Raw genomic sequence first — 14,700 nt, 5'->3', positions numbered from 1 at the left:
AAAACAGAAGAAAGGCCTCACTCAATGATAAGGCCTCCAACATCAATTCTGATCAAAGCTACCCTGATCAATCACCTTACCGTGATCAAGCTGAATAAAACGGTCACAGAACTTTGCCGCCTGCTCCTTCGCATGCGTCACAAGAATCAATGCCATTCCATCCTTTTGAAGCTCGCGGATGCGGTCATAACATTTCTGCTGAAAATCTGCATCACCCACAGCCAATATTTCATCAGCTAACAACACATCCGGCTCAATATGAACGGCAATTGAAAAGCCCAGCCTCATAAACATGCCTGAGGAATAGTTTTTGATCGGAGTATCGATAAAACTACCGAGGCCAGAAAATTCAACAATATCTTGAAACTTGGATCTGGTTTGTTCATTACTGAGGCCGAACAAACTTGCATTCAAGTAGATATTTTCCTCACCCGTCAGCTCAGGATTGAAACCAACGCCCAATTCGATCAGTGGTGCGATCCGACCTGAGGTAACCACTTTCCCGCTTGTTGGTTCCAAAATACCTGCAATAATTTGCATCAAAGTACTCTTGCCGGAACCATTATGTCCCAGCAGAGCCAACGACTCTCCTGGATGCAACTGAAAAGATACATCATGAAGAGCTTGGAAAGGTTCCTTGTGAGAACGCCAACGTTTCTTGAACAAGCCTACAAATTTTTGCTTCAAGCTTGCGCCTGCATTATGGTGCAGAATAAATTGCTTACTGACATTCTCAATACTAATAATTGCCTTACCCATCGCCATCACAGAATCTCCACCAACTTATTTACTTTCGAGCGGAAAAGATAACCACCGACAGCAAGAGAAGCAAAAGCAATCACATAAATTTTCACCCACATATGCAATGCCGGAATTTCCCCATAAACGAATATCTGAGAAAAACTTTGAATGAAAGGCAAGAGCGGGTTGAAGTTCAACAAAAACATCTTATCAGAATGAATCAAATCAACATGCCATACAATCGGAGTCAACCAAAAAAGCAATGGCAAAACAACATCAACAATATGCTTTAAATCACGGAACAGCACATGCCCAATCGACAAAAACATGGCGACACCGCAAATAAAAATCAGATATGGCAGCAAAACCAATGGATAAGTCCACCACGCCATACTAAATGTTCCACCCAACAATGGGTACAGCACCATATAGATAGCAAATGCGGACAACCAGAACGTGAATGTCGTCAACAAGCCGGATGCAATAATAAGCACTCTAGGGAAACGTATTTTTTTTATCAAGCCCCCCGCACCCGTCAATAATTCACAGCTATTTGATGAAATTTGGGTAAACAACATCCAGTGTAAATTTCCGGTCACCAGATACAGTGCAAAATTCGGATTTTTATTGGGGAATATCCAGGTAAAAACCACCCAATAAGTCAATGTATTTATCAAAGGGGAGCCAAGAGACCAAGCAAATCCCAATGCTGCACCAAAATAACGTGTCCTAATTTCTTTGTGAACCAGATTAAAAACCAAGTCCACATAAGGAATTTCACGAAGAGATTTCAAATGCATAACCCAAGCAGTGCTCTTTATTAAGATTTAACAAAAACACGAATTCGCTTTGCCAACCTTCGACACAACGACTCCGCCAACGGAGTGCGCACCCAGTGGAGGGTGCAAGGACTTTATTTTGAAAAAAAGTGGCAAAAGTCTCTATAAAAGCAGGTAGTGAAAGCCTTTGCTTCTTGCCTGACGAAACACGGGACATGCTCTCTATCTTCCACCTCAACGCGGATGCAAGCTCAAGGCATTCATAACAGAGCACAGCTCATCCATGTCCCGTACTCGAGAGACGTTCCAGCAAGCGTCGATCCGTCAAGTATGTGCAGCTTCGGATTAAGCAGGCACACGGCGTGAAGTCGCACCGCAAAAAACCATGCTGCCATCCCGCCCGGACGGAATGGTAACCTTAATGTCAATGTTTTTTCAATCCCTCCCGCTCCTGCGGAATCGTTCAGCATGACAGCGCCGAGTCGATTTAAACCTTCTGCGACAAGCAATATGCTGCTGGCAATTGGACAATCACAGTTGCAACAAATTCCATTGTAGTCCCAGATGAAATGGCGATCATCACCATGACCCAAAGCAATCACAACGAACGCGCGGCTCTTCCTCCGACACACCGAGCGGGCCTGCCGCAGGCCATCAGCCCCATCGCCGGCCTCCCGCTCAAATCTCGCATCCAACACGTTCAACCTGAACGAAACGCAAAAGGCGGATATGACCTGTTGCATGCCATATCCACCCACGATCACATGGCAATCCTCCAAGGCTCAAACCCACGTCACGTTCACCACCGCGAGCTCCCTGCCCATCGCAGAACGGCACCAGGCGCCATTCCGTTCTCGCCCGCGATCCCCCGCGGGTGACCGTCAGACCTGATGACCCGCGCCATCTCCATGACCTCCGGCATGCAACTGAAGGTGCCCACCGCGGCGTGTTCGTGTCGCCCGTCCCCAACGCGGTGGAACACTTGCCCAGCTATCTGCCGGCGCTATCGTCTCCATGCTGACATCAAACCTGCTGAAGAAGAAAATCGCCCAGGCCTGATGCCGCCCGGCACTTGCAGATGGCATGTAAGACAGGCCCGACTCAGCCGGGCCTGTCCGCATCCTCCCTATCGCTTCGCCGATGCATTGCAGACCCATTCATTCCCGCAGCATAAAAATTAACAATTTTCACAATTTGTTATAATGGAACACCAGACAGCACGCAGAGGCTGCTGGTTTATTCCAACAACAACACAGGAAAAGCCATGTCCATTACCCGACGAGATTTCCTCAACGGTTTTGCGCTGACGGTGGCTGCCGGGCTCACTCCGCTGGAAATCCTCCGTGCCGCCCCCCGACAGATCAGCGCCAGCTACTACCCGCCTTCGCTCACCGGACTGCGCGGCAACCATGACGGCTCCTTCGAGAACGCCCACAAGCTGGGCCGCGCCCACCACGCGTTCAACCTGGGCGGCGCCAAGGTGGAAGAGCATTACGACCTGGTGGTGGTCGGCGGCGGCATCAGCGGCCTAGCGGCCGCGCATTACTACCGCAAGAAGCATCCTCAGGCCAAGGTGCTGATCCTGGACAACCACGACGACTTCGGCGGCCACGCCAAGCGCAACGAGTTCAAGGTCGGCGATCGCCTGATGCTGGGCTACGGCGGCACCGAGTCGCTGCAATCGCCCAAACACGTGTTCAGCAAGGAAGCGCTGGCGCTGATGAAGGAACTGACCATCGACATCGATGGCCTGGCCAGCCACTTCCACCGCAATTTCTACCCCGATCTCAAGCTGTCGCGCGGCGTGTTCTTCAACAAGGAAGACTTCGGCGTCGACAAGACCGTGGGCGGCGACCCCTATCTGCAGGTGGCGGACGACATCGATCCCAAGCGTCTGAACGCGCGCCCGATCCGCGACTTCATCAACGACTTCCCGATGTCGAAAAAGGACCGCGACGCGCTGATCGCCCTGCACACCAGCACCCGCGACTATCTGGGCGACATGCCCAAGAACAAGCGCGAAGCCTATCTGGCCAAGATCAGCTACAGCACCTATCTGTCGCGCCACGTCGGCCTCAGCGCCACCGCGATCCGCTTCTTCCAGTCGCGCAGCAACGACTTCCAGGCGGTGGGCATCGACGGCCTGCCGGCGCTGGACGCGCGCAACCTGGACCTGCCGGGCTTCCACGGCGTGGCCGGCCTGGGCAAGATCAGCGCCGAGGCGGAAGCCGAACTGCGCGACCCGTACATCTACCACTTCCCGGACGGCAACGCGTCCATCGCCCGCCTCCTGGTGCGCAAGATGATCCCACAGGTGGCGCCGGGCAAGGACATGAACGACATCGTGCTGGCCCGCTTCGACTACAGCAAGCTGGACCTGGCGGAAAACCCGGTTCGGCTGCGGCTGAACAGCACCGTGGTGCGCGTGGAAAACGCCAAGGGACCGGTGGACGTCGGCTACCTGGACAAGGGCGGCAGGCTGCACCGCGTGCAGGGCCGCCACGTGGTGATGGCCTGTTACAACATGATGATCCCGCACATCATGCCGGAGCTGGAAAACGACCAAAAACAGGCGCTGGCGATGAACGTCAAGGCGCCGCTGGTCTACACCAAGGTGGTGTTGAAGAACTGGGACAGCTTCATGAAGCTGGGCGTGCACGAGCTGTACTGTCCGTCGATGCCGTACAGCCGCATCAAGATGGACTACCCGGTGGACATCGGCGGCTACCAGCATCCGCGCAAACCGTCCGAGCCGATGTGCCTGCACATGGTCTACGTGCCCACCATCGCCGGCTCCAATCTGGATCCGCGCACCCAATGGAAGATGGGTCGCGCCAAGCTGCTGGCCATGCCGTTCTCCGAACACGAGAGCATGATCCGCGACCAGCTGCAGCGCATCCTCGGCCCCGTCGGCTTCGATCACAAGCGCGACATCGCGGCCATCACGGTCAACCGCTGGTCGCATGGCTATTCCTACTTCCTCAACTCGATGTACGACGACGAAGAAGAGTCCAAACGCATCATCGCCACCGCCCGCCGTCCGGCCGGCAAGGTGGCGATCGCCAATTCCGACTCCGACTGGAACCCGTACACCCACGCCGCCATCGACCAGGCATGGCGCGCCGTCAATGAGTTGAGCTAACAGGGACACCGTGATGAAACTGATGAAAACCCTGGGTCTCGCGGCCCTGCTGGCCAGCGCGGCGAACGTCGCGCTGGCGCATGCCGACACCGACAGCGTGCGCCGCGGCGCCTACCTCGCCCGCGTGTCGGACTGCATCGCCTGTCACAGCGCGCCCGGCGGCAAGGAAAACGCCGGCGGGCTGCCGATGGACACCCCGGTGGGCAAGATCTACTCCACCAACATCACGCCGGACAAGGAAACCGGCATCGGCGACTACAGCTACGAGGACTTCGCCCGCGCGCTGCGCAGCGGTGTGGCCAAGGAAGGCCATTCGCTGTATCCGGCCATGCCCTACACCTCGTTCGCCCGCGTCAACGACAACGACATGCGCGATCTGTACGCCTACTTCATGTACGGCGTAGCGCCGGTGAAGCAGGCCAACCGCGACAGCGACATTCCCTGGCCGCTGTCGATGCGCTGGCCGCTGACGCTGTGGCGCTGGATGTTCCATGACGACAGCCGCTACCAGCCGGACGCCGGCAAGAGCGCCGAATGGAACCGCGGCGCCTATCTGGTGCAAGGCATGGCCCACTGCGGCACCTGCCACACCCCGCGCGGCGTCGCCTTCCAGGAAGTGGCGTTGAGCGAGAAGAAGCCCGGCTATCTGAGCGGCGCGCAGCTGGCCGGCTGGTACGCCGGCAACCTGACCGGCGACGCGCGCGAAGGCCTGGGCGGCTGGTCGGCCGATGAGCTGGTGCAATACCTGCAAACCGGCCGCAACCGCTACACCGCGGCCTTTGGCCCGATGGCGGAAGTGGTGCACTACAGCAGCCAGCACATCAACGCCGCCGACCTGTCGGCGATCGCCGTCTATCTGAAGAGCCTGCCCGGCGCGGGAGCGGCCGATATCGCCCCGGTGCGCACCGGCGCCACGCTGTTCTTCGAGAACTGCGCCACCTGCCACCAGGCCAACGGCCAGGGGCATGACAAGGTGGTGCCGGCGCTGGCCGGCAGCTCGGCGGTGATGGCGCGCGACGCCACCTCGCTGATCCGCGTGGTGCTGGAAGGCGGCGTCAACGCCCGCACCCGCCACCTGGCCTGGGAATACAGCATGCCGGGCTACGCCCAGCAGATGAGCGACCAGGAAGTGGCCGACGTGCTCACCTATATGCGCCAGAGCTGGGGCAACGCCGCCAGCCCGGTGGCCGCCGGCGACGTGGCCAAGGTGCGCGGCATCGTGGCCGACGGCGCGCATCCGAAGTAAACCCGCCCAAGCGCAACGACAACGCCGCCGCATCCGAGAGAATGCGGCGGCGTTTTTTTGTTCCCGCTCCCGGCTGGCTTCAGCGGGCAGCTCGCCACATGCCATCGCCGAACGGCGCCGAACGGAACGCCGCCAAGGCCTCGGCCCGGGCGGACAAGGCGGCCAGCGCCGGATATCTGTCCTCCGGCACGATGTCCGCCGCCATCCTCCGGCTGAAATGCCAGGCGACGGCGGTGCTCAGCGCGGCCTGATCGATGGCGCCGCCATCGATGTCCGGCCAGCTAGACGCGAACTCATGCTCCAATTCGTCGTAGGCGGACAGCAGCTGGCCGCCTATCCGCTCCAGCCAGGGCTGGTAACGCGCGTCTTCAGGACGCAGCTTGCGCTCGTAGACGATCTGCACGCTCTTCTCGCAGGCTGCCAACGCCAACCCCGTCACCCGCAGGCTCCGCAGCAAACACCGCGGTTTCGATGGCAACAGGCTGCGCCCCGGCGCGACGGCTTCGGCGTACTGCAGGATCAACGTGGAATCCATCAGCACCGTCCCGTCATCGCAAACCAGCGTCGGCGCCTTCACCACCGGATTGATCTCGCGGAAACGGTCGAATGCGCTGAACACCGACAAGGGCTGGTGCTCGAATGGAAGGTCCAGCAATTGCAGGGAAATCGCGACGCGACGGACGTAGGGGGAGTCCAGCATGCCTATCAGTTTCATGGCGCTTCTCCATCATTGGGAAAACCGGTTGCCGATGGCGGCCCCTGCGGGCGGACCTCGGCCGGGAAATCAGACGAAACCGACGTCGGCGATCCAGTTGCGGCCGCGCCGCGCCAGCCTGTCGGCTTCGCTCTCGCCGTCGAACGACACGTCGGCCGTCTCGCCCAACGGCAGATCCGGCGTATCGAAAGCGTTGACGCTGACCACGGCGTGCAGCCGGCCGCCGATCTCGCTGGTGACCAACGGCGCGACGCCGCAATCGGAACAGATGTGGAAGTCGGCGGTGCCGGTGCCGAAGCGATAATGTGACACCCGTTGCGGATCGCGCAGCGCCACCGTCAGCCGGGCCGCGGGAGAGGCGGTCCAGACGCCGCCGTGCTTGCGGCAGAAGCCGCAATCGCAACGGCGGGCGGGAATGACGGCGCCGTCAGGCCAATAGAGGTCGAAGGAAATATTGCCGCAATGGCAGGCGCCGCGGATTTGCATGGCACGCGTTCCGTTCATGACCGCGACACGGTCGATGCGGACAGCATACCATGCGCGACGCCTGTGAATGCGCCGCAAACCGGCTAGGACTGTTGCAGTACCCGCCTCACATCGCGGGTGGCCTTCAGCGGAATGCCGGAAAAATTGGTGGCGGCGAAATGTCCCGCCTGCCGCGACGCCTTGGACAGCGCCGCGCCGGAGGCGCAACCCACTTCCAGCGCCTGGCGCACCGCGGCGATCGGCGCCGAGCCGTCATCGGGCCACTGCCGCGCGATACAGCGCCCCATCTCGGTCCACAGCTTCTCCGTCGCCAGCATCAGTTCCCGTTGGGTGTCGGCCTGGGCCTGCCACAGCGCCGCCCCCACCAGCAGGCCGCCGTCTATCCGCTTTTCCATCTCGCCTTCCGACAACGGAAATTTCGGCGCCAGCGAAGCCAGCCACGCGATACAGGCATCCTGCTGCGCCTCCAGCCAGCGCCGCTGCCCGCTTTCCACCACTCCGCAATAATTTTCCACCGCACCCACGATCCAACTGGCCATATGGCCTCCTCAACAGGCGGCGCGCTCGCGCCTCAGGCGACGACAGGCTGCGGACAGGACGGAGCCCATACCGCAAGCAACTCCCGCAACAAGGTTTCCAGCACCGGGTCGCCCGCCCGGTCAGCCGGATAGACAAACTGCAGATCGGCGCTGCGGCGCAATTCCGGCACCAGCCAGATGCGGCCGTCGGCCTGCCAGGCCAAGGCCTCTTCCTCGCGCACCAGCGCCACGCCGACGCCGGCGGCGACCAGCTCCAGCATCACCGACAAGTGGTCGCTCTCCGCCACCTTTTTAGGCGAGATATTCAGTTCCCGCCACAGCTCGGACGTGATTTTGGACAAGCTGGAAAACTGCGACACCCCTACCCACGGCAGCTTGCCCAGCTCCTTCAGCCTGCCGCCGTCCAGCTGCCCGGCCCAGGCCGCCGGCAAGGCGACGCGAAAATCCAGCGTCCGCAGCGGCACGGTGCTGACATTCATATAGGGGTTCTTGCCCAGATAAAAACCGGCGTCCAGCTCCTTCTTGCGCACCAGGTTCAGCACATCGACGGATACGCCATGGGTCAGCTGCACCTCCAGCAGCGGATAGGCGTCGACCAGCGCCGCCACCCACGGTCCCAGCCTCAGGATGTCCGGCATCAGGCTGACGCCTATCCGGGCCTGGCCGGCGAGCTGGCCCTTGAGCCGCTTGGCGTGGTTGATGATGTCCCGCGCGGCGCCCAAGACGCCCTGGGCCTCCGGCAACAGCTCCTGTCCGGCCCGGGTCAGCCGGACGCCGCCGGCGCTGCGCTCGAACAACTGCATGCCCACTTCTTCCTCCAGCGCCTTGATCTGCGCCGTCACCGCCGGCTGCGACAAGTGCAACAGTTCGGCCGCCTGCGTCAGGTGGCCCTGCTGCGCCACGGTGACAAAGGTCCGCAACTGATAGATTTCCATGTCTTCCCCTGCTGTGCGACCGCCGGGTCCTCGGCCGGCCCGAATATGCCAAATGTTCCGTAGGCTAGCATGTTCGTCCGTTCAAAAACAAACCGCCTGCCGCATCGATGCGGACAGGCGGTCGGTTCGCGGCTCGCACCCGGCGAACCGCATCAATCGTCATCCTCTTGCGCCCAGCCCGGCGTGCGCTTGGCCAGAAAAGCGGACACGCCCTCCAGCTGCTCGTCGCCGCCGATCAGGCCCAGCGTGGCGGCGCGCTCGCGCTTCAGATGCTCGTCGAAACTGAGGTTGGGGCTGTCTTCGATCAGCTTGCGCGCCACCGCCACCGCACAAGCGCCCTGGGTCGCCACCTTGTTGGCCAGGCTGACCGCGACGATCTTGGCGAAGCCCTGATCGACGACTTCCTCGATCAGGCCTATGCTCAGCGCCTTTTCGGCGCTGACCAGCTCGCCGCCGAGAATGATGCGCTTGGCCCAGGAGACGCCCACCTTGTCGGCCAGCGTCTTGGTGCCGCCGGCCGCCGGAATCAGGCCGACCTTGGCCTCCGGCAGACCCAGCTTGGCGCCGCGTTCGGCGATGATGTAGTCGCACACCAGCGCGCACTCCAGGCCCCCGCCCAGCGCGTAGCCGTTGACCGCCGCCACGGTGACGCCGCGGTAACCGCGTATCGCCTGCAAGGCTCCAGCGAACGCCTGCAGCACGACATCGGCCGCGCCCTTGTCGCCGGCGGCAAACTGTTTCAGGTCCGCGCCGGCGGAAAAGAACGAGTCGCCCGCGCCGGTAATCACCACCGAACGCACGGCCTCATCGGCATTCAACGCCTGCAGCGTAGCCGTCAGCTCGTTCAGGCTGTCGGTCGTCAGCAAATTGGCAGGCAGGTTGGAAAGCGTGATGATGGCCGATCTTCCCAGCCGTTCAAGTGTCAGATACCTGGCCATATTGTGTTCCTCACTGTATCCCCATCTATCTTTACGTTTAGCCCCCGATCCGGATCGATCCAGCCGAAAAGGCATGGCTCGCTCCCAATTCCGGGCCGGGTCCGACGCGCATCGCCGCACTCAATCGGGCGTGCGTTTTCGCGTCCAGTCAGCCATTCTCTTTGCAAACTGTACTTTTAGCCAGTAGGCAAAACAATTATATCCAACCTTTTTTGTAGAATGCTTGCGTCAACAATGCCAAAAATAATCAGACCCGGCCATTGTCATTACCACGTCAAGTCCAAGCACCCCGCAATGCAACTTCGTCATGGCTCTCTGTTACCATAGAGCTTTGATGGGCAATTTGCGGCATGATCGAAACCAATTTCTGGCTGCTGCTGGTGGCAGGCCTGCTGGGCGGCGGCCACTGTGTCGGCATGTGCGGCGGCATCGTCGCCGCGCTGACGCTGCATCACCCTGCCGGCGCCGCCCGCTGGCGCGTGCTGGCCGGCTACAATCTGGGCCGCATCGCCAGCTACACGATGATCGGCGCCTTGCTCGGCGGGCTGGCCGCCACCGGCCTCAGCCTGGCCTCCACCCATTCCTGGCAGCTGATGCTGGCGGCGCTGGCCGACCTGATGCTGGTGGCGATGGGACTGTATCTCGCCGGCCTGGGTCAGGCCGTGGTGGCGCTGGAAAAACTGGGCAGGCCGCTATGGCGGCGGCTGCAGCCGCTGCTGGGCCGCTTGCTGCCGGTTCGCTCGATAGCCGGCGCGGCGGCGGTCGGCGCGGTATGGGGCTGGCTGCCCTGCGGCCTGGTCTACAGCGCGTCGATCTCGGCGCTGGCCAGCGGTTCGGCCTGGCACGGCGCCGGCATGATGCTGGCCTTCGGCCTGGGCACGCTGCCCAATCTGTTGCTGATGGGCGTGTTCGCCGACGGCCTGCGCCGCTGGATACAACAACGCCCAGTGCGGCTGGTTGCCGGACTGGGCGTGGCGGGAATCGGCGCCTGGAAGCTGGTTCAGCTCGTCAGCGGAACGATTTGACGATGGTGTCGACGTTGTAGCGCATCAGTTGCAGATAGCTGGCCGCCGGGCCGTTCGGACCGGACAGCGCGTCGGCGTACAGCTTGCCGCCTATCGTCACCTTGGCCTCGGCGGACAGCTGTTTCAGCAGCCGGGCGTCGCTCATATTCTCCATGAAGATCGCCTTCACCCCTTCTTTCCTCACCTGCCGCGTCAGCTGGGCGACGCCCTTGGCCGAGGCCTCGGACTCGGTGCTGACGCCCTGGATCGCCAGCACCTTCAGCTGATAGTGCTCGCCCAGGTAGCCGAAAGCGTCATGGGAAGTCAGCATCTTGCGCTTGGCCGCCGGCACCGCGGCGAATTGCTGCTTCGCCCAGTCGTCCAGCGATTTCACCCTGGCCGCGTAGTCGGCCGCGCGGCGCTGGTACTCCGCCTTGCCCGCCGGGTCGGCCTGGATCAGGCCGGCGCTGATGTTCTTGATATAGGTCTGCACCCGCGCCGGGTCGTGCCAGGCGTGCGGATCGACATCGCCGTGATCATGGTCGTGATCGCCTTCGGCATGCTCCTCTTCCGGCGCCTGCCGGGTCTTGATGCCCTTGGACGCCACCACGGTCGCGCCGCGGAAATTGGCCGCCTTGTCCAGACGCGACATCCAGCCTTCCAGGCCCAGGCCGTTGGTCACCAGCACCTTGGCGGCGGACACCTTCTTTATATCGGCCGGCGACGGCTGGAACACGTGCGCGTCCTGGTCCGGCCCCACCAGCGACACCACCTCGACGCGATCGCCGCCGATTTCGCGCGTCATGTCGGCGATGATGCTGAAACTGGCCACCACCGGCACCTTGGCCAAGGCCAGCGCCGGCATGCCCAGCAGCAGCAAGGCGGCTAAAGTCTTCTTCATGCGTTTTTCCTCACTCTTACGATTCAAGATGGCGCGCGCGGATGTAGCGCGGCAAAGCCCCACCCACCGGCGCGAACAGCAGGGACAACAGATAGACGGTGCCGGCCAGCAGAATGATGGCGGGGCCGGACGGCAGTTCGAAGTGATAGGACAGCAACAGGCCGCCCAGGCCGCTGAGGAAGGCGATGGCCACGGACAGCGCCAGCATGGCCTCGATGCGCTCGGTCCACAGCCGCGAGGTGATCGCCGGCAGCATCATCAGACCGACCGCCATCAGCGTGCCCAGCGACTGGAAGCCGGCCACCAGGTTCAGCACCACCAGCATCAGGAACAGCAGATGCCACCAGGCGCCGCGGGCGCCGACCGCTCGCAGGTAGACCGGGTCCAGACTCTCCAGCAGCAGCGGCCGATAGATGACGGCCAGCGTCAGCAGCGTCACCGTCGCCACGCCGGACACCAGGTACAGCGCGGCGTCGTCCACCGCCAGCACCGAGCCGAACAGAATGTGCATCAAGTCGACATTGCTGCCGCCCTTGGACACCAAGAGCACGCCCAGCGACAGCGACAACAGGTAGAAGGCCGCGAAGCTGGCGTCCTCCTTGATGCTGGTGAAGCGGGTGGCCAGACCGGCCAACAGCGCCACCAGCACGCCGGCGACGAAGCCGCCCAGGCTCATCGCCGGCAGGCTGAGGCCGGCGAACATGAAGCCGACGGCGGCGCCGGGCAGCACCGCGTGGCTCATCGCGTCGCCCATCAGACTCATGCGCCGCATCACCAGAAAGAGGCCGATGGGGCCGGAGCCCAGCGCCAGCGCCAGGCAGCCGGCCAGGGCGCGGCGCATGAAGGCGAATTCGACGAAGGGAGAAACCAGTAGATCGTACAAATGTTGCATCAGGCTCTCGCTCCATCCAGGCCGCAAACCGGCGCCTGGGCCTGCCAGTGGGCGGCGGTGTCCACCGCGCGCCGCAGATTGTCGTCGTTCAATACCGAGACGCTGTCGCCCCAGGCGATCACCTCGCGCGCCATCAGCAGCGTGTGCGGGAAATGAGACCGGACCTGCAGCGCGTCGTGCAGCACCGCGATCACGGTGCGTTGCTCGCGCCGCCACTGCGCCACCAGGCCCAGCAGGTCCTCGGTGGTCTTGGCGTCCACCGCGTTGAACGGCTCGTCCAGCAGGATCAGCCTGGCGTCCTGCACCAGGATGCGGGCGAACAGCACGCGCTGGAACTGGCCGCTGGACAGCGCGGCGATCGGCCGCAGCGCGAAGTCGGCCAGGCCCACCTGCTCCAGCGCCTCGATCGCGCGGGCCATGCCGTCGCGCCCCACCCGGCCGAACGGGCCGCTCTTGTGCCACAGGCCGGTGCCGACCAACTCCAGCACGCTGACCGGCATGCTGCGGTCTATCTCCGCCTGCTGCGGCAGGTAGGCGATGTCGGATCGGCGGTGGCCGTTCAGATCCACATGGCCGGAATCCGGCGTCAACGCGCCTATCATCGCCTTCAGCAAGGTGCTCTTGCCGGCGCCGTTGGGCCCGAAGATCGCGGTGGCGTCGCCGTCGGCGAAGCGGCCGCTGATGTGGTGCACCGCCGGGTGGCGCTGGTAGGACACCGTCAGATTGTTCACGATGATGCTCATGCCAGCTCCCGCAATGCCCACCACACCAACAGCCATAGCCCGGCCAACGGCAGCAGCGTCAGCGCGACGCGCTGGCCGACCGACATCGCCAGCAGGCTCAGCGGCGCGCGCAACGTGGCGGCGGTGACATGGCGGTGGTGCGGCGCATGGCCGTGTCCGTGATCGTGCGAATGCGCTTCGCTCATTCCAGGCACTCCTTCAGCCAGGCTTCCACCGCGGCGGCGTCGAACTCGGGCGCGATCAGCTCAAAGCGGCTGTCGCGGCGCCAGGACACCTGGGCGGCGCCCCACTGCCCGGCCGCCCAGTTCAGCCACACCCAGTTGTCCAGCACGCGGAACACGCCCTTGGCGCGCACCAGGCCCGGCACCTTGGCCGGCAAGTCGTCGAACAGCCGCGTCAGCCGCTCGCCGTCGAAATTCAATTCCGGCTCGAAGGTCCAGCCGGCCGACTGCCACGCGCTGCTATTGTCCGGCAGCGCCGCCGGGCGGTAGCGCGGCTTGGCCGCCAGTTCGGCGTCCAGCCAGGCGACGTCCAGTTGGCCGTCCCTCACCTCGCCGACCAGCGACTTCGGCGGGAACAACGCCGCCGCCTGCGCGCGGAAGGCGTCCATCGTCGGGATGTCGGCGGTGTCTATCTTGTTGGCCACCAGCACGTCGGCGATCGAGATCTGATCCCGGTACAGCGGCTGGCGGTGGTAATCGGGCTGGATGAACTGGCGCGGGTCCACCAGCGTCAGCACCGCGGCCACTTCCAGCGCCTCGCCCAGCGGCTTGGCGCGCAACTCGTCGATGACGCCGGCGGCGTGGGCGAGACCGCTGGCCTCGATCAGCAGGCGGTCCGGCTTCTCGCGGCGCAGCAAGGTCGCCACGGTGGCGGTCATCTGCGGGCCGGCGACGCAGCACAGGCAGCCGCCGGCGATCTCCGCCACCGCCAGCTCGTCGTTCAGCAGCGCGGCGCCGTCGATGCCCACTTCGCCGAATTCATTGACGATCACCGCCCACTTCTCATGCTGCGGACGGTTGGCGATCAGGTGGCGCAGCGCGGTGGTCTTGCCCACGCCCAGAAAGCCGGTAAACAGGTTGACTTTGGTCTTGTTCATGATTTTTTCAGGTTCAGGCGGCACAGGACTGGCAGCGGCCGGCCAGCACCAGGTTTTGCGGGCTGAGCGCGAAGCCGGCGGCTTGCGCCATCTCGCGCAGCCGGGCCAAGCCGCTGGCGGCGTCCACCTCGTTGACGCGGCCGCATTGCTCGCACACCAGGATCAGGCTCTCGTGCTGGCAGTCGAAATGCTCGCAGACGATGAAGCCGTTCAGCGCGTCCACCTTGTGCAACAGGCCATGCTCCACCAGGAAATCCAGCGCGCGGTAGACGGTGGGCGGCGCGGCCGCCGAGCCGCGCTGCTGTTGCAGATCGGCCAGCACCTGGTAGGCCTTGACCACGCCGCTGCGATTCAGCACCAGTTCCAGCACCTGACGGCGCAGATCGGTGAGTTTGCTGCCGCGCGCGGCGCAATGGCGCTCGGCGGCGGCGAGATAGACGGTGGGGTCCATAGTGTCGGTATCGGCTAAACAATGAATCAATGTTACTTTATAACATCACAATCCTTCAACCATTTACATAATGCGGGTTTTGACGGTCC

Annotated in this window: 17 protein-coding genes; 3 read left to right on the top strand and 14 right to left on the bottom strand. The window is 62.6% G+C overall.

All coding sequences use genetic code 11. The features are described 5' to 3' along the window. Positions 1–42: 42 nt before the first annotated feature. The 3 genes from CXB49_RS06240 to CXB49_RS23245 form a co-directional block, all read right to left on the bottom strand. Positions 43–765, bottom strand: coding sequence for an ABC transporter ATP-binding protein (locus CXB49_RS06240; protein WP_199406792.1), 723 nt, complete (start codon positions 763–765; stop codon positions 43–45). Next, positions 765–1,535 carry an ABC transporter permease gene (locus CXB49_RS06235; protein WP_158300635.1) on the bottom strand — a complete coding sequence of 257 codons (771 nt, stop codon included), beginning with the start codon at positions 1,533–1,535 and terminating at the stop codon, positions 765–767. Before CXB49_RS06235 ends, CXB49_RS06240 begins: the two co-directional genes overlap by 1 nt. Positions 1,536–1,780: 245 nt before the next feature. Continuing rightward, entirely contained in the window at positions 1,781–2,263 is a 483-nt protein-coding gene (locus CXB49_RS23245) for a hypothetical protein (RefSeq protein WP_158300634.1), read from the bottom strand. Positions 2,264–2,784: 521 nt separating this feature from the next. Here CXB49_RS23245 and CXB49_RS06230 point away from each other — a divergent pair. Together CXB49_RS06230 and CXB49_RS06225 are read left to right on the top strand one after the other, a co-directional pair. Continuing rightward, positions 2,785–4,662 carry an FAD/NAD(P)-binding protein gene (locus tag CXB49_RS06230; RefSeq protein ID WP_101707589.1) on the top strand — a complete coding sequence of 626 codons (1,878 nt, stop codon included), beginning with the start codon at positions 2,785–2,787 and terminating at the stop codon, positions 4,660–4,662. A gap of 13 nt (positions 4,663–4,675) precedes the next feature. Continuing rightward, positions 4,676–5,908: a cytochrome c gene (locus CXB49_RS06225; protein WP_101707588.1), complete on the top strand. Its 1,233-nt coding sequence runs from the start codon at positions 4,676–4,678 to the stop codon at positions 5,906–5,908. 79 nt (positions 5,909–5,987) lie between these two features. On the opposite strand, the gene CXB49_RS06220 is transcribed toward CXB49_RS06225, so the two are convergent. From CXB49_RS06220 to CXB49_RS06200, 5 genes are all read right to left on the bottom strand, one after another. Then, positions 5,988–6,623, bottom strand: a complete 636-nt coding sequence (locus tag CXB49_RS06220) for a glutathione S-transferase (protein WP_101707587.1) — start codon at positions 6,621–6,623, stop codon at positions 5,988–5,990. Positions 6,624–6,692: 69 nt separating this feature from the next. Next, positions 6,693–7,109: a GFA family protein gene (locus CXB49_RS06215; RefSeq protein WP_101707586.1), complete on the bottom strand. Its 417-nt coding sequence runs from the start codon at positions 7,107–7,109 to the stop codon at positions 6,693–6,695. 83 nt (positions 7,110–7,192) lie between these two features. Next, entirely contained in the window at positions 7,193–7,648 is a 456-nt protein-coding gene (locus CXB49_RS06210; protein WP_101707585.1) for a hypothetical protein, read from the bottom strand. Between the two features lie 32 nt (positions 7,649–7,680). Then, positions 7,681–8,583 (bottom strand): LysR family transcriptional regulator, encoded by a 903-nt coding sequence (locus CXB49_RS06205; protein ID WP_101707584.1) that lies wholly within the window; start codon positions 8,581–8,583, stop codon positions 7,681–7,683. Positions 8,584–8,735: 152 nt separating this feature from the next. Continuing rightward, a complete protein-coding gene (locus CXB49_RS06200) occupies positions 8,736–9,521 on the bottom strand; it encodes an enoyl-CoA hydratase (protein ID WP_101707583.1) in 786 nt (261 codons plus the stop codon). A gap of 350 nt (positions 9,522–9,871) precedes the next feature. On the opposite strand from CXB49_RS06200, the gene CXB49_RS06195 reads away from it, so the two are divergent. Continuing rightward, positions 9,872–10,546: a sulfite exporter TauE/SafE family protein gene (locus tag CXB49_RS06195; RefSeq protein ID WP_101707582.1), complete on the top strand. Its 675-nt coding sequence runs from the start codon at positions 9,872–9,874 to the stop codon at positions 10,544–10,546. Here the strand turns inward: CXB49_RS06195 and CXB49_RS06190 are convergent. The 6 genes from CXB49_RS06190 to CXB49_RS06165 are packed head-to-tail and all read right to left on the bottom strand — an operon-like array spanning position 10,530 to position 14,611. Then, positions 10,530–11,426, bottom strand: a complete 897-nt coding sequence (locus CXB49_RS06190) for a metal ABC transporter substrate-binding protein (RefSeq protein WP_101707581.1) — start codon at positions 11,424–11,426, stop codon at positions 10,530–10,532. The two genes, CXB49_RS06195 and CXB49_RS06190, sit on opposite strands and share 17 nt — an antisense overlap. Positions 11,427–11,442: 16 nt before the next feature. Beyond that, positions 11,443–12,318 (bottom strand): metal ABC transporter permease, encoded by an 876-nt coding sequence (locus tag CXB49_RS06185; protein ID WP_101707580.1) that lies wholly within the window; start codon positions 12,316–12,318, stop codon positions 11,443–11,445. Then, complete coding sequence (locus CXB49_RS06180; RefSeq protein ID WP_101707579.1) at positions 12,318–13,061, bottom strand: metal ABC transporter ATP-binding protein; 744 nt, start codon at positions 13,059–13,061, stop codon at positions 12,318–12,320. Before CXB49_RS06180 ends, CXB49_RS06185 begins: the two co-directional genes overlap by 1 nt. After that, complete coding sequence (locus CXB49_RS06175; protein ID WP_101707578.1) at positions 13,058–13,246, bottom strand: hypothetical protein; 189 nt, start codon at positions 13,244–13,246, stop codon at positions 13,058–13,060. Before CXB49_RS06175 ends, CXB49_RS06180 begins: the two co-directional genes overlap by 4 nt. Then, complete coding sequence (locus tag CXB49_RS06170) at positions 13,243–14,160, bottom strand: GTP-binding protein (RefSeq protein WP_101707577.1); 918 nt, start codon at positions 14,158–14,160, stop codon at positions 13,243–13,245. The genes CXB49_RS06175 and CXB49_RS06170 overlap by 4 nt, the downstream gene beginning before the upstream one ends. A 13-nt stretch (positions 14,161–14,173) precedes the next feature. After that, positions 14,174–14,611, bottom strand: a complete 438-nt coding sequence (locus tag CXB49_RS06165; protein WP_101707576.1) for a Fur family transcriptional regulator — start codon at positions 14,609–14,611, stop codon at positions 14,174–14,176. Positions 14,612–14,700: the final 89 nt, after the last annotated feature.

The organism is Chromobacterium sp. ATCC 53434, from assembly GCF_002848345.1.
GTDB lineage: Bacteria > Pseudomonadota > Gammaproteobacteria > Burkholderiales > Chromobacteriaceae > Chromobacterium.
The sequence above is the reverse complement of the archived record's forward strand: the minus strand, read 5'-3'. Positions and strand labels throughout refer to the sequence as shown.